Annotated in this window: 26 protein-coding genes; all 26 read right to left on the bottom strand. The window is 67.9% G+C overall.

Annotated features, from left to right (window positions below; translation table 11 throughout):
• Positions 1-4: 4 nt before the first annotated feature.
• Positions 5-856 (bottom strand): type I methionyl aminopeptidase, encoded by an 852-nt coding sequence (gene map, locus BFV98_RS22810; RefSeq protein WP_013288617.1) that lies wholly within the window; start codon positions 854-856, stop codon positions 5-7.
• 97 nt (positions 857-953) lie between these two features.
• Complete coding sequence (locus BFV98_RS22805; protein WP_013288618.1) at positions 954-1,607, bottom strand: adenylate kinase; 654 nt, start codon at positions 1,605-1,607, stop codon at positions 954-956.
• Positions 1,608-2,936, bottom strand: a complete 1,329-nt coding sequence (secY, locus tag BFV98_RS22800; protein WP_013288619.1) for a preprotein translocase subunit SecY — start codon at positions 2,934-2,936, stop codon at positions 1,608-1,610. It abuts the gene before it with no gap.
• Between the two features lie 238 nt (positions 2,937-3,174).
• The gene (gene rplO / locus BFV98_RS22795; RefSeq protein ID WP_013288620.1) at positions 3,175-3,618 is read right to left on the bottom strand and encodes a 50S ribosomal protein L15; all 444 of its coding nucleotides are present in this window, start codon (positions 3,616-3,618) and stop codon (positions 3,175-3,177) included.
• A complete protein-coding gene (rpmD, locus tag BFV98_RS22790; RefSeq protein WP_013473693.1) occupies positions 3,618-3,800 on the bottom strand; it encodes a 50S ribosomal protein L30 in 183 nt (60 codons plus the stop codon). Before rpmD ends, rplO begins: the two co-directional genes overlap by 1 nt.
• A complete protein-coding gene (gene rpsE, locus BFV98_RS22785; RefSeq protein WP_013288621.1) occupies positions 3,800-4,414 on the bottom strand; it encodes a 30S ribosomal protein S5 in 615 nt (204 codons plus the stop codon). The genes rpmD and rpsE overlap by 1 nt, the downstream gene beginning before the upstream one ends.
• A 33-nt stretch (positions 4,415-4,447) precedes the next feature.
• Complete coding sequence (rplR, locus tag BFV98_RS22780; RefSeq protein WP_013288622.1) at positions 4,448-4,837, bottom strand: 50S ribosomal protein L18; 390 nt, start codon at positions 4,835-4,837, stop codon at positions 4,448-4,450.
• Positions 4,834-5,376, bottom strand: a complete 543-nt coding sequence (gene rplF, locus BFV98_RS22775; RefSeq protein WP_013288623.1) for a 50S ribosomal protein L6 — start codon at positions 5,374-5,376, stop codon at positions 4,834-4,836. The genes rplR and rplF overlap by 4 nt, the downstream gene beginning before the upstream one ends.
• Positions 5,377-5,392: 16 nt before the next feature.
• Complete coding sequence (gene rpsH / locus BFV98_RS22770) at positions 5,393-5,800, bottom strand: 30S ribosomal protein S8 (protein ID WP_013288624.1); 408 nt, start codon at positions 5,798-5,800, stop codon at positions 5,393-5,395.
• A gap of 98 nt (positions 5,801-5,898) precedes the next feature.
• Positions 5,899-6,084 carry a type Z 30S ribosomal protein S14 gene (locus BFV98_RS22765; protein ID WP_007073023.1) on the bottom strand — a complete coding sequence of 62 codons (186 nt, stop codon included), beginning with the start codon at positions 6,082-6,084 and terminating at the stop codon, positions 5,899-5,901.
• A 1-nt stretch (position 6,085) separates the two neighbouring features.
• A complete protein-coding gene (gene rplE, locus BFV98_RS22760) occupies positions 6,086-6,655 on the bottom strand; it encodes a 50S ribosomal protein L5 (RefSeq protein ID WP_013288625.1) in 570 nt (189 codons plus the stop codon).
• Entirely contained in the window at positions 6,655-6,975 is a 321-nt protein-coding gene (rplX, locus tag BFV98_RS22755) for a 50S ribosomal protein L24 (protein WP_013288626.1), read from the bottom strand. Before rplX ends, rplE begins: the two co-directional genes overlap by 1 nt.
• Complete coding sequence (gene rplN, locus BFV98_RS22750; protein ID WP_007465279.1) at positions 6,972-7,340, bottom strand: 50S ribosomal protein L14; 369 nt, start codon at positions 7,338-7,340, stop codon at positions 6,972-6,974. The genes rplX and rplN overlap by 4 nt, the downstream gene beginning before the upstream one ends.
• Positions 7,341-7,438: 98 nt before the next feature.
• Positions 7,439-7,714 carry a 30S ribosomal protein S17 gene (gene rpsQ / locus BFV98_RS22745; RefSeq protein ID WP_013288627.1) on the bottom strand — a complete coding sequence of 92 codons (276 nt, stop codon included), beginning with the start codon at positions 7,712-7,714 and terminating at the stop codon, positions 7,439-7,441.
• On the bottom strand, positions 7,711-7,947 hold the full coding sequence (gene rpmC / locus BFV98_RS22740) for a 50S ribosomal protein L29 (RefSeq protein WP_013288628.1): 237 nt from the start codon (positions 7,945-7,947) through the stop codon (positions 7,711-7,713). The genes rpsQ and rpmC overlap by 4 nt, the downstream gene beginning before the upstream one ends.
• Positions 7,947-8,372 (bottom strand): 50S ribosomal protein L16, encoded by a 426-nt coding sequence (gene rplP, locus BFV98_RS22735; RefSeq protein ID WP_007465292.1) that lies wholly within the window; start codon positions 8,370-8,372, stop codon positions 7,947-7,949. The genes rpmC and rplP overlap by 1 nt, the downstream gene beginning before the upstream one ends.
• A 3-nt stretch (positions 8,373-8,375) precedes the next feature.
• Positions 8,376-9,263: a 30S ribosomal protein S3 gene (gene rpsC, locus BFV98_RS22730; protein WP_013473694.1), complete on the bottom strand. Its 888-nt coding sequence runs from the start codon at positions 9,261-9,263 to the stop codon at positions 8,376-8,378.
• Positions 9,263-9,712 (bottom strand): 50S ribosomal protein L22, encoded by a 450-nt coding sequence (gene rplV, locus BFV98_RS22725; RefSeq protein WP_013288630.1) that lies wholly within the window; start codon positions 9,710-9,712, stop codon positions 9,263-9,265. The genes rpsC and rplV overlap by 1 nt, the downstream gene beginning before the upstream one ends.
• A gap of 40 nt (positions 9,713-9,752) precedes the next feature.
• On the bottom strand, positions 9,753-10,034 hold the full coding sequence (rpsS, locus tag BFV98_RS22720) for a 30S ribosomal protein S19 (protein ID WP_007073032.1): 282 nt from the start codon (positions 10,032-10,034) through the stop codon (positions 9,753-9,755).
• A gap of 12 nt (positions 10,035-10,046) precedes the next feature.
• A complete protein-coding gene (gene rplB / locus BFV98_RS22715) occupies positions 10,047-10,886 on the bottom strand; it encodes a 50S ribosomal protein L2 (RefSeq protein ID WP_013288631.1) in 840 nt (279 codons plus the stop codon).
• Between the two features lie 12 nt (positions 10,887-10,898).
• Positions 10,899-11,201, bottom strand: a complete 303-nt coding sequence (rplW, locus tag BFV98_RS22710; protein ID WP_013288632.1) for a 50S ribosomal protein L23 — start codon at positions 11,199-11,201, stop codon at positions 10,899-10,901.
• A complete protein-coding gene (rplD, locus tag BFV98_RS22705; RefSeq protein WP_013288633.1) occupies positions 11,198-11,863 on the bottom strand; it encodes a 50S ribosomal protein L4 in 666 nt (221 codons plus the stop codon). The genes rplW and rplD overlap by 4 nt, the downstream gene beginning before the upstream one ends.
• On the bottom strand, positions 11,860-12,525 hold the full coding sequence (rplC, locus tag BFV98_RS22700; RefSeq protein ID WP_013288634.1) for a 50S ribosomal protein L3: 666 nt from the start codon (positions 12,523-12,525) through the stop codon (positions 11,860-11,862). The genes rplD and rplC overlap by 4 nt, the downstream gene beginning before the upstream one ends.
• An 11-nt stretch (positions 12,526-12,536) precedes the next feature.
• Complete coding sequence (gene rpsJ / locus BFV98_RS22695) at positions 12,537-12,845, bottom strand: 30S ribosomal protein S10 (protein ID WP_007073037.1); 309 nt, start codon at positions 12,843-12,845, stop codon at positions 12,537-12,539.
• Between the two features lie 355 nt (positions 12,846-13,200).
• Positions 13,201-14,394: an elongation factor Tu gene (tuf, locus tag BFV98_RS22690; protein ID WP_013288635.1), complete on the bottom strand. Its 1,194-nt coding sequence runs from the start codon at positions 14,392-14,394 to the stop codon at positions 13,201-13,203.
• 223 nt (positions 14,395-14,617) lie between these two features.
• Positions 14,618-16,714 carry an elongation factor G gene (gene fusA, locus BFV98_RS22685; protein ID WP_013288636.1) on the bottom strand — a complete coding sequence of 699 codons (2,097 nt, stop codon included), beginning with the start codon at positions 16,712-16,714 and terminating at the stop codon, positions 14,618-14,620.
• Between the last annotated feature and the right edge of the window lie 51 nt (positions 16,715-16,765).

Here is a 16,765-nt window from a genome sequence, read left to right as displayed (position 1 = left end):
CCGATCAGGCCGGGGAGTCCACCGACGTCTGCCGCTTGGTCACCAGGTCACCCAGGCGGGCCCGTCCGCCGTCCTCGGCGGTCAGCACCCACACGCCGTCGTCCAGCAGCGCCATCGAGTGCTCGACGTGCACCGCCATCGACCCGTCCCGGGTCACCACGGTCCAGCCGTCGGACAGCTCGACGGTACGCGGCGAGCCCATCGTGATCATCGGCTCGATCGCGAGCGCCAGGCCCGGCACCAGGCGCGGCCCCTTACCGGGACGCCCGTGGTTGAGCACATGCGGGTCCTGGTGCATCTCGGTGCCGATGCCGTGGCCGCCGTAGCCGTCGACGATGCCGTACCGGCCGCCCTTGCGGACCGCCGTCTCGACCGCGTGGGAGATGTCGGTGAGCCGGCCCTTGCCGGAGGCCGCACCGCGCGCCGCGGCGGCGATCCCGGCCCACATGGCGTCCTCGGCCACCGCCGTCATCCGCAGCAGCGCCGGGTCGACCTCGCCGACCGGCACCGTGACCGCCGCGTCGCCGTGCCAGCCGTCCAGCACCGCGCCACAGTCGATCGAGATCAGGTCGCCCTCGCGCAGCACCTGCTCGGCCGACGGGATGGCGTGCACCACCTGCCGGTTGACCGAGGAGCAGATCGACGCCGGGAAGCCGTGGTAGCCCTTGAACGACGGCACGGCGCCCGCCTCGCGGATGGTCGACTCGGCGATCGCGTCCAGGTCGGCCGTCGACACGCCCGGCGCCACCGCCTCCCGCATCCGGCGCAGGGCACGGGCGACGACCAGACCGGCGGCCCGCATCAGCTCGATCTGCTCGGGGGTCTTCAGCTGGATGTCCAGCTGGGGACGGCGCATGGTGGTGGTTACCTTTCGTCACGCGTACGCGGAGCAGCGGGGCACGTCGCACGTACCCCGCTGTTCGCACTCTATCCGCCGGGTGGCGGGTGGGACCTCAGCCGCCGTACGAGCGCAGCGCGTCGATGGCGCGGACGGTGACGTCCTCCACCGGGCCGGTCGCGTCGATGCCGACCAGCTTGCCCTGGGCGCCGTAGTAGTCCACGAGCGGCGCGGTCTTCTCGGCGTACTCCCGCAGCCGGGCGGCGATGGTCTCCGGCTTGTCGTCGTCGCGCTGGAACAGCTCGGCGCCGCAGCGGTCGCAGACGCCCTCCCGGCTCGGCGAGTCGAACTCGACGTGCCAGATCTTGCCGCAGCCGCGGCAGGTGCGCCGGCCGGACAGCCGCCGGATCACCTCGTCGTCGTCGACGACCAGCTCCAGCACCAGGTCCAGCGCGGTGCCGAGGTCGGCGAGGAGCTTGTCCAGCGCGGCGGCCTGCGGAGTGGTCCGCGGGAAGCCGTCGAGCAGGAAGCCCTCGCTCGCGTCCGGCTCGGCGAGCCGGTCCCGCACCATGTTGATGGTGACCTCGTCCGGAACCAGCTTGCCGGCGTCCATGTACCGCTTGGCCTCGACGCCCAGCGGCGTGCCCTGGGAGACGTTCGCCCGGAAGATGTCACCGGTCGAGATCTTCGGCACCGAGAGGTGCGCGGCGACGAACTCCGCCTGTGTGCCCTTGCCCGCGCCCGGCGGGCCAACCAGAACGAGTCTCATCTACCGCAGGAACCCTTCGTAGTTCCGCTGCATGAGTTGGCTCTCGATCTGCTTCACGGTCTCCAGACCGACGCCGACCATGATGAGCACAGCGGTGCCGCCGAACGGGAAGTTCTGGAACTGCTGGTTGTCGAGCCAGATGAAGAAGAAGTTCGGCAGGATCGCGACGATGCCCAGGTAGAGCGCGCCCGGCAGGGTGATCCGGCTGAGGATGAAGTCGAGGTACTCGGCGGTCGGCTTGCCGGGGCGGATGCCCGGCACGAAGCCGCCGTACTTCTTCATGTTGTCCGCGACCTCGGTCGGGTTGAACGTGATCGACACGTAGAAGTACGTGAAGAAGATGATCAGCAGGAAGTAGATCGCGATGTGCTCCGGCGCGCTCGCCTTCACGATGTGGTTCTGGATCCACGCCTGGACCTTGCCCGGGTCGTTCTGATCGAAGAACTGGAGCGCGAGCTGCGGCAGGTAGAGCAGCGACGAGGCGAAGATGACCGGGATGACGCCCGCCTGGTTCACCTTCAGCGGGATGTAGGTCGACGTGCCGCCGTACATCCGCCGGCCGATCATGCGCTTGGCGTACTGCACCGGGATGCGGCGCTGCGCCTGCTCGATGAACGTGACAGCGGTGATGACCACCAGCACCAGGGCGATGACGAGGAGGAACATCCCCCAGCCCTTGGTGGTCTTGATCTTCCAGCCCTCGCTGGGGAGGCGGGCCGCGATCGAGGTGAAGATCAGCACGGACATGCCGTTGCCGACGCCCCGGTCGGTGATCAGCTCACCGAGCCACATCACCACGCCGGTGCCGGCGGTCATGGTCATGACCAGGATGCTCAGGGTCAGCCAGTTCGGGATGCCGGTGCCCTCGGGCACGATCGGGAACTGGTCGCACTGGTTGTTGAACAGCTGCCCGGAGCGGGCCAGCGCCACGAACGCCGAGGCCTGGAGGACACCCAGGCCCAGCGTCAGGTAGCGGGTGTACTGCGTGATCTTGGCCTGCCCGGCCTGGCCCTCCTTGCGGAGCTGCTCCAGGCGCGGGATCACCACCGTCAGCAGCTGAAGGATGATCGACGCGGTGATGTAGGGCATGATGCCCAGCGCGAAGACCGAGAGCTGGAGCAGCGCGCCACCGGAGAAGAGATCCAGCAGGTTCAGCACACCCGTGCTGCCACCCTGGATCGTGTCGAGGCACTTCTGCACGTTGCCGTACGAGACGCCCGGGCTGGGCAGCGTGGCGCCCAGCCGGTAGACCGCGATGATGCCTACTGTGAACAGCAGCTTCTTGCGCAGGTCAGGCGTACGGAACGCACTGAGAAAGGCGGACAGCAACTTCTTCCTCCTGCGCGACGCGGGCCGCCGGTGACGAGTCCCTGGCGGGGCGGGGTGTGGTGCCGGACGGAGTGTCCGGAATCCATGGCTGGGAACGGACTCTAACAGCCCGGTCCCGGTCCGGGCAGATGCGCCCGGCTACATAAACCGAATCCGATGTTACCCGGCGCACACGTGGCCGGTAGACCATGGCGCCCGCCCAGTCGCGAACAACTGAGCGGGCGCCATGAACATCGTCTTACAGCTCGGTGACCGAGCCACCGGCGGCGGTGATCTTCTCCTTGGCCGACGCACTGAACGCGTGCGCCGACACCTGGAGGGACACGCCGCCGAGGTCGCCGGTGCCGAGCACCTTGACCGGGTGACCCTTGCGGACCGCGCCGGCCTCGACCAGCTCGACCGGGCCGACCTGGCCGCCGTTCGGGAACAGCTCGGCCAGCCGGTCCAGGTTGACCACCTGGAACACGACCTTGAACTTGTTCTTGAAGCCCTTCATCTTCGGCAGGCGCATGTGGATGGGCATCTGCCCACCCTCGAACGCCGCCGAGATGTTCTTGCGGGCCTTGGAACCCTTGGTACCGCGACCGGCCGTCTTGCCCTTCGAGCCCTCACCGCGACCCACACGGGTCTTGTCGGTCTTGGCGCCGGGAGCCGGACGCAGGTGGTGCACCTTGATCGTCATTACTCGACCTCCTCGACCTTCACGAGGTGGTTGACCGTGAAGATCATGCCGCGGATCTCCGGCCGGTCCTCCTTGACCACCACGTCGTTGATCCGCTTGAGACCGAGGGAACGCAGCGAGTCACGCTGGTTCTTCTTGGTCCCGATCTCGGACCGGACCTGGGTGACCTTCAGGCGTGCCATCAGGACGCCACCCCCGCCCGCGACGCCAGCATGGCGGCCGGCGCGACGTCCTCGACCGGCAGACCACGACGGGCCGCGACCTGCTCCGGGGACTCGAGCCCCTTCAGGGCCGCCACCGTGGCGTGCACGATGTTGATCGGGTTGGACGAGCCGAGGCTCTTGGAGAGCACGTCGTGGATGCCCGCGCACTCCAGCACGGCACGCACCGGGCCACCGGCGATGACGCCCGTACCGGCGGAGGCCGGCTTGAGCAGCACCACACCGGCGGCGTCCTCGCCCGTGACCGGGTGCGGGATCGACTGACCGATCCGCGGCACCTTGAAGAAGTGCTTCTTGGCCTCCTCGACACCCTTGGCGATCGCCGCGGGCACCTCCTTGGCCTTTCCGTAGCCCACACCGACGGTGCCGTCGCCGTCGCCCACGATCACCAGGGCGGTGAAGCTGAAGCGACGACCACCCTTCACGACCTTGGCGACGCGGTTGATCGCGACGACCCGCTCGAGGTGCGGGGTCTTCTCGACGGGCGCGTTTCCGCGGCCGCCCTCACGGCGGTTGTCGCGGCGACCACCCTCGTTGCCACCGGACCCGCCGCCACGGCGCTGTTGACCTGGCATCAGCAGCCTTCCTTCTCTCTCGTGACGGGGTTTCTAGAACTCGAGCCCGGCTTCGCGGGCGGCGTCGGCAAGCGCGGCGACACGCCCCGCGTACCGGTTGCCACCGCGGTCGAAGACGACCTTCGAGACGCCGGCGGCCTTGGCGCGCTCGGCGAGCAGGGCGCCGACCTTGCCGGCCAGGGCGCTCTTGTCGCCCTCGGCGCCGCGCAGCGAGGCGTCCATGGTCGAGGCCGACGCCAGGGTGTGACCCTTGGTGTCGTCCACGACCTGGGCCACCACGTGGCGCAGGGAGCGGGTGACGACCAGGCGGGGACGCTCGGCGGTGCCGCTGACGTTCTTGCGGACCCGGAAGTGCCGACGCGCACGCCCGACGGCACGCTTGGCGGCGACGCCGCGGCGGCGCTTGAGCAGCGTGGCGCTCACTTCTTACCTGCCTTTCCAGCCTTGCGGCGGATGACCTCGCCCTGGTACTTCACGCCCTTGCCCTTGTAGGGCTCCGGCGGACGGATCTTCCGGATGTTGGCGGCGACCTCGCCGACCTGCTGCTTGTCGATGCCGGCCACGTGGAACAGCGTCGGCTTCTCGACCGTGAAGGTGATGCCCTCCGGCGCCGGAACCAGGACCGGGTGCGAGAACCCGAGCGCGAACTCCAGGTCCTTGCCCTTGGCGGTCACGCGGTAACCGGTACCGGCGATCTCCAGGCTCTTGCGGTAGCCCTCGGTGACACCGACGATCATGTTGGCCACCAGCGTACGGCTCAGGCCGTGCAGCTCCTTGGCCTTGCGCTCGTCGTTGGGCCGGTTGACGTGCAGCTCGCCGTCCTCGCCCCGCTCCGCCGTGATCGGCTCGGCCAGCACGTGGCTCAGCTCGCCCTTGGGGCCCTTGACCTTGACGGTCCGGCCGTCGATCGTGATGTCGACGCCGGCAGGCACCGGGATCGACTTACGTCCAATACGCGACATTTCTACCTGTCTCCCGTTACCAGACGAAGGCGAGGACTTCCCCGCCAACGCTCCGCTTGCGGGCCTGCCGGTCGGTGAGCAGCCCCTGGGACGTCGAAATGATCGCCACGCCCAGCCCGCCGAGCACCCGCGGGAGCCCGTCCGACTTGGCGTACACCCGGAGACCGGGCTTGGACACGCGCTTGATGCCGGCCAGGCTCCGCTCGCGGTTCTGGCCGTACTTCAGCTCGACGACCAGTCGCTTGCCGACGGCGCCCTCCTCGGGCTCCTCGACCGACCAGGTGGCGATGTAACCCTCGGCCTTGAGGACCTCGGCGATGTTCGCCTTGATCTTCGAGTAGGGCATCGTCACCCGGTCGTGGTACGCCTGGTTGGCGTTACGCAGACGCGTGAGCATGTCTGCGATCGGGTCGGTCATCGTCATGAAAACTCGTCAACCTTTCTCGCCGGGGTTCCCCGGGCCAGGCCCGGGGCCTACGGCGAAGAGACAGTTCAGCTGACGCGCCGGAGCGCGCCGGGCTATTACCAGGAAGCCTTGGACACGCCGGGCAGCTCACCGCGGTGGGCCATCTCCCGGATGCACACCCGGCAGAGACCGAACTTGCGGTAGACCGCCTTCGGACGCCCGCACCGCTGGCAGCGGGTGTACGCGCGAACCGAGAACTTCGGCTTCGCGGCCGCCTTGAGGATCAGCGCCTTCTTGGCCATCTCAGTTCTCCTTGAACGGGAAGCCCAGGAGCTTGAGCAGCGCCCGGCCCTCGTCGTCGGTCGTGGCGGTCGTGACCACCGTGATGTCCATGCCCCGCTGGCGATCGATCTTGTCCTGGTCGATCTCGTGGAACACCGACTGCTCGGTCAGGCCGAACGTGTAGTTGCCGTGCCCGTCGAGCTTGCGCCCGTCCAGGCCGCGGAAGTCACGGATACGCGGCAGCGCGATGGAGAGCAGCCGGTCCAGGAACTCCCACATCCGGTCGCCGCGCAGGGTGACCTTCGCGCCGATCGGCATGCCCTCGCGGAGCTTGAACTGCGCGATGGACTTGGTGGCCCGCCGGACCTGCGGCTTCTGGCCGGTGATGGTGGCCAGGTCGCGGACGGCCCCGTCGATCAGCTTGGCGTCGCGAGCGGCCTCGCCGACACCCATGTTGACGACGATCTTGACCAGCCGCGGAACCTGCATCGGGTTGGCGAACTCGAACTGCTTCTGCAGCTCGCCCACGATCTCGTTGCGGTACCGCTCCTTGAGGCGCGGCAGGGTCTTGGTTTCGGTAGCCGTGGTCATCAGAGGTCCTTACCGGTGCTACGCGCGATGCGGACCTTCTGGCCGTTGTCGTCGATCCGGTAGCCGACGCGGGTCGGCTTGCCGTCGGAGTCCAGGACCATCACGTTCGAGACGTGGATCGGGGCCTCCTGGGTGACGATGCCACCGGTCTTGGCGCCACGCTGGGTGGTGCTGATGCGGGTGTGCTTCTTGACCCGGTTCACGCCCTCGACCAGGACCTTGTCCTGCCTCGGGTAGGCCGCGATGACCTTGCCCTTGGCACCCTTGTCCTTGCCGGCGATGACGACGACCGTGTCGCCCTTCTTGACCTTCACGGTCACAACACCTCCGGCGCGAGAGAGATGATCTTCATGAACCGCTTGTCCCGCAGCTCCCGGCCCACCGGGCCGAAGATGCGGGTACCGCGCGGGTCCCCACCGTCCTTGATGATGACGGCGGCGTTCTCGTCGAAGCGGATGTACGACCCGTCCGGCCGCCGCCTCTCCTTGGCGGTCCGAACGACGACGGCCTTGACGACGTCGCCCTTCTTCACACCGGCACCGGGGATCGCGTCCTTGACGGTCGCCACGATGACGTCGCCGATGCTCGCGTAGCGCCGACCGGAGCCGCCGAGCACCCGGATGCACAGGATCTCCCGGGCACCCGTGTTGTCGGCGACGCGCAGTCGCGACTCCTGCTGAATCACGTCTATCTCCTATGTCTGCCGGTTCTCCGGCCGCTCGGGGCGGCCGGAGCCTGGCGGAACCTGCGCCCGACCGAGACCCGGCCGAGCTCGAGCCTTCGCTACTTGGCCTTCTCGAGGATCTCCACGAGCCGCCAGCGCTTGGTGGCGGACAGCGGCCGGGTCTCCATGATCAGGACCCGGTCGCCGATGCCGGCCGAGTTCTGCTCGTCGTGCACCTTCAGCTTGCTCGTACGGCGCATGATCTTGCCGTACAGCGCGTGCTTGACGCGGTCCTCGACCTCGACCACGACGGTCTTGTCCATCTTGTCGCTGACCACGAGGCCCTCGCGGACCTTGCGGCGGGACCGCGCGGGGGCGGTGGTGTTCTCACTCATGATGCAGTCACCTCAGTCGGCGCGGCCGAGAGACCCAGCTCACGCTCACGCATGATCGTGTAGATCCGGGCGATCTCCCGACGGATGACCTGCAGCCGCCGGTTGTTGTCCAGCTGCCCGGTTGCGGCCTGCACGCGGAGGTTGAACAGCTCCGCCTTCGCCTCGCGCAACTTCGTGACCAGCTCCTCCTCGGAGAGCTCACGCAGCTCGGAGGGCTTGACGCCCGCTGCCATCAGGATTCACCCACTTCGCGCGTAACAATGCGGCACTTCATCGGGAGCTTGTGGATCGCGCGACGCATCGCCTCTCGCGCGATCTGCTCGTTGGGGAAGGACATCTCGAAGAGAACCCGCCCCGGCTTCACGTTGGCGACCCACCACTCGGGCGAACCCTTACCGGAACCCATCCGGGTCTCGGCCGGCTTCTTGGTGAGGGCCTGGTCCGGGAAGATCGTGATCCAGACCTTGCCGCCACGCTTGATGTGGCGGGTCATCGCGATACGCGCCGACTCGATCTGGCGGTTGGTCACGTACGCCGGCTCGAGAGCCTGGATCCCGAACTCGCCGAACACCACCCGGTTACCACCCTTGGACGCGCCACTGCGGTCCGGGTGGTGCGGCTTGCGGAAGCCCTTCGGGGGCTTGCGCGGCATCAGCATCTGTCAGCCCTCCTGCTGCGTTTCTGCCGGCTGGTTACCGACCGGAGCCGAGGCGGCTGCGGCGACAGCGCTGCTGTCGACCGGCTCACCGGCCGGCGTCTCCGCCTGCTGCGCGATGGTGGTCGCGGCAGCCCGGCCGGCCTCGGTGCCACCGGCGGTCGTACCGGACGAGCCCGAGCGGCCACGGCGCGGCCGGTCCGGCCGGTCGCCACGGTCACGGCGCGGGCCGCGCGACGGGGCGGCCTCGGCCGGGGCCTCACGGCCCGGGACGGCGTCGCCCTTGTAGATCCAGACCTTCACGCCGATCCGGCCGAAGGTGGTACGGGCCTCGAAGAAGCCGTACTCGATGTTGGCCCGCAGCGTGTGCAGCGGAACCCGGCCCTCGCGGTAGAACTCGGTCCGGCTCATCTCGGCGCCGCCGAGACGGCCCGAGACCTGAACCCGGATGCCCTTGCAGGCGGGGTTCTTCATCGCGGACTGCATCGCCTTGCGCATGGCCCGACGGAAGCTGACCCGGCTGGAGAGCTGCTCGGCGACGCCCTGGGCGACCAGCTGCGCGTCCGACTCGGGGTTCTTGACCTCGATGATGTTCAGCTGGACCTGCTTGCCGGTGAGCTTCTCCAGCTCGCCGCGGATCCGGTCGGCCTCCGCACCCTTACGGCCGATGACGATGCCCGGCCGGGCGGTGTGGATGTCGACGCGGACCCGGTCACGGGTGCGCTCGATGTCGACCTTGGAGATGCCGGCGCGCTCGAGGCCCTTGGACATCATGCGGCGGATCTTGACGTCCTCGCCGATGTAGTCCTTGTAGAGCTTGTCCGCGAACCAGCGGGACTTCCAGTCGGTCGAGATGCCGAGCCGGAACCCGGTCGGGTGAACCTTCTGACCCATTACTCGGCACCCTCCGTCGTGCTCTGCTCCTCAGCGGCCGGCTTGGCCGGAGCGGCCTTCTTCGCCGACTTCTTCGGCGTGGCCGCCGCAACCGCCTCGACCGCCACGGTGATGTGGCAGGTGCGCTTCCGGATCCGGTACGCCCGGCCCTGCGCACGCGGCCGGAACCGCTTCATGGTCGGGCCCTCGTCGACGAACGCCTCGCTGACGAGCAGCGCGTCGGGGTCCAGCCGCTCGTTGTTCTCCGCGTTGGCGATCGCGCTCGCGAGCACCTTGTACACCTGCTCGCTCGCAGCCTGCGGCGCGAACTGCAGCACCGTGAGCGCCTCCTTCGCGGGCAGGCCGCGGACGAGGTTGACCACCCGGCGCGCCTTCATCGGCGAGATGCGCACGTGCCGCGCAACCGCCCGCGCGCCCGGAAGCACCGGAGCGTCGCCCTTTCCTGGCATCGCTGTAACCCCTTGTTCCTCTATCCGTATGCCCGCGGCGTCAGCGCCGGCGGCTCTTCCGGTCGTCCTTCTCGTGACCCTTGAACGTGCGGGTCAGCGCGAACTCGCCGAGCTTGTGCCCGACCATGGCCTCGGTCACGAAGACCGGGACGTGCTTGCGTCCGTCGTGCACGGCGATCGTGTGACCCAGCATCTCCGGGATGATCGTCGAGCGCCGCGACCAGGTCTTGATCACGTTCTTCGAGCCCTTGTCGTTCTGCGTCTCCACCTTCTTGAGCAGGTGGTCGTCGACGAACGGGCCCTTCTTCAGGCTGCGAGGCATGTCTTATCTCCCTCAGCCGCGCTTACGCGTGGCGTAGCGGCGGCGGACGATCAGCCGGTCGCTCGGCTGGCCCTTACGACGGGTGCGGCCCTCGGGCTTACCCTGCGGGTTGACCGGGTGGCGACCACCGGAGGTCTTACCCTCACCACCACCGTGCGGGTGGTCGACCGGGTTCATCGCGACACCACGGACGGTCGGGCGCTTGCCCTTCCACCGCATACGGCCGGCCTTACCCCAGTTGATGTTCGACTGGTCGGCGTTGCCGATCTCGCCGATGCTGGCGCGGCAGCGCACGTCCACGCGCCGGATCTCACCGGACGGCATACGCAGGGTCGCGTACGCGCCCTCACGGCCGAGCAGCTGGATGCCGACGCCGGCCGAGCGGGCCAGCTTGGCGCCGCCACCCGGACGCAGCTCCACGTTGTGGATGGTGGTACCGACCGGGATGTTGCGCAGCGGCAGGTTGTTGCCCGGCTTGATGTCGGCGCCCGGACCGGACTCGACACGGTCGCCCTGCTTCAGGTCCTTCGGCGCGATGATGTAACGCTTCTCGCCGTCGGCGTAGTGCAGCAGCGCGATGCGCGCGGTGCGGTTCGGGTCGTACTCGATGTGAGCGACCTTCGCCGGCACGCCGTCCTTGTCGACCCGCTTGAAGTCGATCAGACGGTACTGGCGCTTGTGGCCGCCACCGTGGTGCCGCGTGGTGATCCGGCCGTGGGCGTTGCGTCCGCCCTTCTTCGGCAGCGGAGCCAGCAGCGACTTCTCGGGCGTCGACCGGGTGATCTCGGCGAAGTCGGCAACGCTCGAGCCACGCCGGCCCGGCGTCGTCGGCTTGTACTTACGGATAGCCATTGTCTACACCCCTCAGCTGACCGGGCCGCCGAAGGCCTCGATACGGTCACCGTCAGCCAGCTTCACCATCGCGCGCTTGGTGTCCTTGCGCTTGCCGAACCCGGTACGGGTCCGCTTGCGCTTGCCCTCGCGGTTGAGCGTGTTGACCGTCAGGACGCGGACGTTGAAGATCTGCTGGATAGCGATCTTGATCTCGGTCTTGTTGGCGTCCGGGTGCACCAGGAAGGTGTACCAGTTGCGGTTCAGCTCGCTGTAGCTCTTCTCCGAGACGACCGGCGCGACGATGACGTCACGCGGATCGGCGATCGTGCTCACTTGCCATCCTCCTCGGTGGTCTCGGCGGGAACGCCCAGGAACTCGTCCAGGGCCTCCTTGGTGAAGACCACGTCGTCGGCCACCAGCACGTCGTAGGTGTTGAGCTGGCCGGCCTCGATCAGGTGCACCCGGCTGTCCCGCGCGTTGCGCAGGTTCCGCAGCGACACCCAGTTCAGCTCGTCGGTGCTGCTCAGCACGACCAGGACCCGACGGGCCTGGGTCAGCTTGGTCAGCGTGGCCAGGGCCGCCTTGGTGGACGGCTTCTCGCCGGAGACGAACGCCTCGACGACGTGCACCTGGCCGGCGCGGGCCCGGTCGGAGAGGGCGCCACGCAGGGCGGCGGCCTTCATCTTCTTCGGGGTGCGCTGGCTGTAGTCGCGCGGCACCGGGCCGTGGACCACGCCACCGCCGGCGAACTGCGGCGCGCGGGTCGAGCCCTGGCGGGCACGACCGGTGCCCTTCTGCTTGTACGGCTTCTTGCCTCCACCGGAGACCTCGCCGCGGGTCTTCGTCTTGTGCGTACCCTGGCGGGCCGCCGCAAGCTGGGCCACCACGACCTGGTGCATCAGGGCGATGTTGGCCTGCGCGTCGAAGATGTCGGCCGGCAGCTCGACGGAGCCGCTCTTGGCGCCTTCGACGTTGATGACGTCAACGGTGGTCACTTGGCCGCACCGCCCTTCTTCACCTTCGCCTTGGCCGCGGTGCGGACCAGGACCAGCGCGCCCTTCGGGCCGGGGATGGCACCGCGGACGAGCAGGAGGTTGTTCTCGGTGTCGACCGCCTGGACGGTCAGGTTCTGGACGGTGTAGCGCACGCCACCCATCCGGCCCGCCATCCGGGTGCCCTTGAAGACGCGACCCGGGGTCGCGCAGGCGCCGATCGAGCCGGGCGAGCGGTGCTTGCGCTCGACACCGTGGCTGGCACGCAGACCGTGGAAGCCGTGCCGCTTCATCGGGCCGGCGTAGCCCTTGCCCTTGGTCTTGCCGGTCACGTCGATCACGACGCCGGCCGGGAACTCCTCGACCGTGACCTCCTGGCCCGGCGCGTAGTCCGCGGCGTCGGAGGTGCGCAGCTCGACGATGTGCCGGCGCGGCGCGACGTCCGCCTTGGCGTAGTGCCCGGCGATCGGCTTCTTGACCTTGCGCGGGTCGATGACCCCGTACGCCAGCTGGACCGCGGAGTAGCCGTCCTTGTCGGCGCTACGAACCTGGCTCACGACGCACGGGCCGGCCTGAACCACGGTCACGGGCACAACCTTGTTGTTGTCCCAGACCTGGGTCATGCCGAGCTTGGCGCCCAGGATCCCCTTGACTTGCCTGTCCATTTGTCCGGTCCCTACAGCTTGATCTCGATGTCGACGCCAGCCGGCAGGTCGAGGCGCATGAGCGAGTCGACCGTCTTCGGGGTCGGGTCGATGATGTCGATCAGACGCTTGTGCGTACGCATCTCGAAGTGCTCGCGCGAGTCCTTGTACTTGTGCGGCGAGCGGATGACGCAGAAACGGTTGATCTCCGTGGGCAGCGGCACCGGGCCAGCGACCTGCGCCCCGGTACGCGTCACCGTCTCGACGATCTTCCGAGCCGAGGAGTCGACGACCTCGTGGTCATAGGCCTTGAGCCGGATGCGGATCTTCTGTCCCGCCATGGTGGCTTCTGTTCCTTCTCTCGATGCCGCTGTGTTGCGGGCGCCTGTACCGGCTGGCACAGGCCCACTTCCGCCGACCCCCGCGGTCGGGCGTGTCGCGCCCGTGGGCCAGGCTCCGCCCCGGGACTCCGGAGCGATTCTCTGACCACGCGGTGGGTCATGGCGCCGATCGCGGTGACCGCGACCTGGACGCCGCGCGAGGGTGGTTGACCGCCGATGGCGGCCAACCACCCTACGCGAGACAGTCTGACTCCCGGAGGTCCAGCGTCAACCGGACGCAGGTGACCGACTGTCGTTACGCAACCTGACTAGTATGCCGCACGACCGGCGGCAACGCTAATCGGGGTTACCCAGCTCACTTGATGATCTTGGTGACGCGACCCGCGCCGACCGTACGACCACCCTCGCGGATCGCGAACTTCAGGTTCTCCTCCATGGCGATGGGCTGGATCAGCTTCACCGTCATCGAGGTGTTGTCGCCCGGCATGACCATCTCGGTGCCCTCGGGCAGCGTGACGACGCCGGTGACGTCCGTGGTCCGGAAGTAGAACTGCGGGCGGTAGTTCTGGAAGAACGGGGTGTGCCGGCCGCCCTCCTCCTTGGAGAGGATGTAGACCGTCGCCTCGAACTCCGTGTGCGGGGTCGTGGTGCCCGGCTTGATGACGACCATGCCGCGCTCGACGTCCTCGCGCTTGATGCCGCGCAGCAGCAGACCGACGTTCTCACCCGCACGGGCCTCGTCGAGCAGCTTGCGGAACATCTCGATGCCGGTGCAGGTGGTCTTCATCGACTTCTCACGGATGCCGACGATCTCCACCTCCTCGTTCGGCTTGAGGATGCCGCGCTCGGCGCGACCGGTGACCACGGTGCCGCGACCGGTGATGGTGAAGACGTCCTCGATGGGCATGAGGAACGGCTTCTCGGTCTCGCGCTCCGGCTGCGGGATCGCGGTGTCCACGGCGTTCATCAGGTCCAGGAGCTTCCCGGTCCACTCCGGGTCACCCTCCAGGGCCTTCAGCGCCGAGACCCGGACGACCGGCAGGTCGTCACCCGGGTACTCCTGCGAGGAGAGCAGCTCACGGACCTCGAGCTCGACGAGCTCCAGGAGCTCCTCGTCGTCGACCATGTCGCTCTTGTTGAGCGCCACGACGATGTACGGCACACCGACCTGACGGGCCAGCAGCACGTGCTCGCGGGTCTGCGGCATCGGGCCGTCGGTCGCCGCCACCACCAGGATCGCGCCGTCCATCTGCGCGGCACCGGTGATCATGTTCTTGATGTAGTCGGCGTGACCGGGGCAGTCGACGTGCGCGTAGTGACGCGCCTCGGTCTGGTACTCGACGTGCGCGATGGAGATCGTGATGCCGCGGGCCTTCTCCTCCGGCGCCTTGTCGATCTCGTCGAACGGCGTGTACGGGTTCAGGTCCGGGTACTGGTCGTGCAGGACCTTGGTGATGGCCGCCGTCAGCGTCGTCTTACCGTGGTCGATGTGACCAATGGTGCCGATGTTGACGTGCGGCTTAGTCCGCTCGAACTTCGCCTTCGCCACTGGTGTCCTCCTGTGGACTTTCTTGGTTCGTTCGCCCCGGCGCGCCGTTCGGCGCTTAGGACTCTGTCGACAGCCTTTCCGGCCGGAAGGCCGGAGAGCTTTTGTGGGTTCTGCGGCGATGAAGCCTACAGGCCCGGTCTCACGCAATCCGATCGAGGTGGCCGCAGGCGGGAGAACCCTCCCGCGACCGCCCTCGTGTCATCGGGTCAGCCGAGGGTGAGCGTCACTCACCCGTCGCCTTGGCGATGATCTCCTTGGCCACCGAGTTCGGAACCTCGGCGTAGGAGTCGAACTGCATGCTGTAGCTAGCCCGGCCCTGGGTCTTCGACCGCAGGTCGCCGACGTAGCCGAACATCTCCGACAGCGGCACCAGAGCCCGGACGACGCGAGCGCCGCTGCGCTCCTCCATCGCCTGGATGATGCCACGCCGGGAGTTGAGGTCGCCGATGACGTCACCCATGTTCTCCTCAGGAGTGGTGACCTCAACGGCCATCATCGGCTCGAGGAGAGCGGGGTCGGCCTTGCGGGCCGCCTCCTTCATCGCCATCGAGCCGGCGATCTTGAACGCCATCTCCGACGAGTCGACCTCGTGGTACTGGCCGTCCACCAGGGTGAGCTTGACGCCCACCAGGGGGAAGCCGGCGAGGATGCCGTACTGCATGGCGTCCTGCGCGCCCGCGTCCACCGAGGGGATGAACTCCCGGGGGATGCGGCCACCGGTCACCGCGTTGGCGAACTCGTACGTCGGGGCGTCGTTGCCCAGCGGCAGCGGCTCCACGCTGATGATCACGCGGGCGTACTGGCCGGAACCACCGGTCTGCTTCTTGTGGGTGTACTCGACCTTCTCCACCTTGCGGCGGATGGTCTCGCGGTACGCCACCTGCGGCTTACCGATGTTCGCCTCGACGTTGAACTCGCGGCGCATCCGGTCGACCAGGATGTCCAGGTGCAGCTCGCCCATGCCGGAGATGACCGTCTGACCGGTCTGGTCGTCCAGCTTGACGCGGAAGGTCGGGTCCTCCTCGGCCAGCCGCTGGATGGCGGTGCTGAGCTTCTCCTGGTCGGCCTTGGTCTTCGGCTCGATGGCCACCTCGATGACCGGCTCCGGGAAGGTCATCGACTCCAGGATGACCGGGTTCGCCGGGTCGCACAGGGTGTCACCGGTGGTGGTCTGCTTCAGACCCTGCACCGCGATGATGTCGCCGGCCTGGGCGGAGCTGCGCTCCTCCCGCTTGTTGGCGTGCATCTGGTAGATCTTGCCGATCCGCTCCTTGCGGTCCTTGGTGGAGTTGATCACCTGAGAACCGGACTCGAGCGTGCCGGAGTAGATCCGGACGTACGTCAGCTTGCCGAGGTGCTTGTCGGTCTGGATCTTGAAGGCCAGCCCGGAGAACGGCTCGGAGACCGAGGGCTTCCGCTGCAGCGGGGTCTCGCCGTCGGTGGCCGTACCCTCGATCGCCGGGATGTCCAGCGGCGAGGGCAGGTACGCGACGACCGCGTCCAGCATCGGCTGGATGCCCTTGTTCTTGAAGGCGGTACCGGTGAGGACCGGGTTGGCCTTGCCGGCGATGGTGGACCGGCGGATGGCGGCCTTGATCTCGTCGACCGAGATCTCCTCGCCCTCGAGGTACTTCTCCATCACCGAGTCATCGACGTCGGCGAGGGTCTCCATCAGCTTCTCGCGCCACTCGGCAGCCGAGTCGGCGAGGTCGGCCGGGATCTCCTCGACCGCGTAGTCCTCACCCTTCTGGGTCTCGCCGCGCCAGGTCAGCGCACGCATCTCGACCAGGTCGACCACGCCGATGAAGTCGGACTCGGCGCCGATCGGGATCTGGAGGACCAGCGGGGTGGCGTTGAGCCGGTCGATCATCATCTGCACGCAGCGGAAGAAGTCGGCACCGGTCCGGTCGAGCTTGTTGACGAAGCACATCCGGGGGACGTTGTACTTGTCCGCCTGCCGCCAGACGTTCTCCGTCTGGGGCTCCACGCCGGCCACGCCGTCGTAGACCGCGACCGCACCGTCCAGAACACGCAGCGACCGCTCGACCTCGACCGTGAAGTCGACGTGGCCGGGCGTGTCGATGATCTGGATCGTGTGGCCCTTCCACTCGCACTTGGTGGCGGCGGAAGTGATGGTGATACCGCGCTCCTGCTCCTGCTCCATCCAGTCCATGACGGCGGCGCCCTCGTGGACCTCACCGATCTTGTACGTGATGCCGGTGTAGAACAGGATTCGCTCGGTGGTAGTGGTCTTACCGGCATCGATGTGGGCCATGATGCCGATGTTGCGTACGTTGGCGAGCGCGTCTGCGGCGGCCACTTCAATCCCTACTTATCGTCGTCTCGACACAACTGGTGGCGGTTCCGGCGC

It is taken from the genome of Micromonospora sp. WMMB235 (assembly GCF_001855515.1).
Classification (GTDB): Bacteria; Actinomycetota; Actinomycetes; order Mycobacteriales; family Micromonosporaceae; genus Micromonospora; species Micromonospora aurantiaca.
Note: the sequence above shows the minus strand (reverse complement) of the source record. Positions and strands in the feature narration are given on the sequence as shown.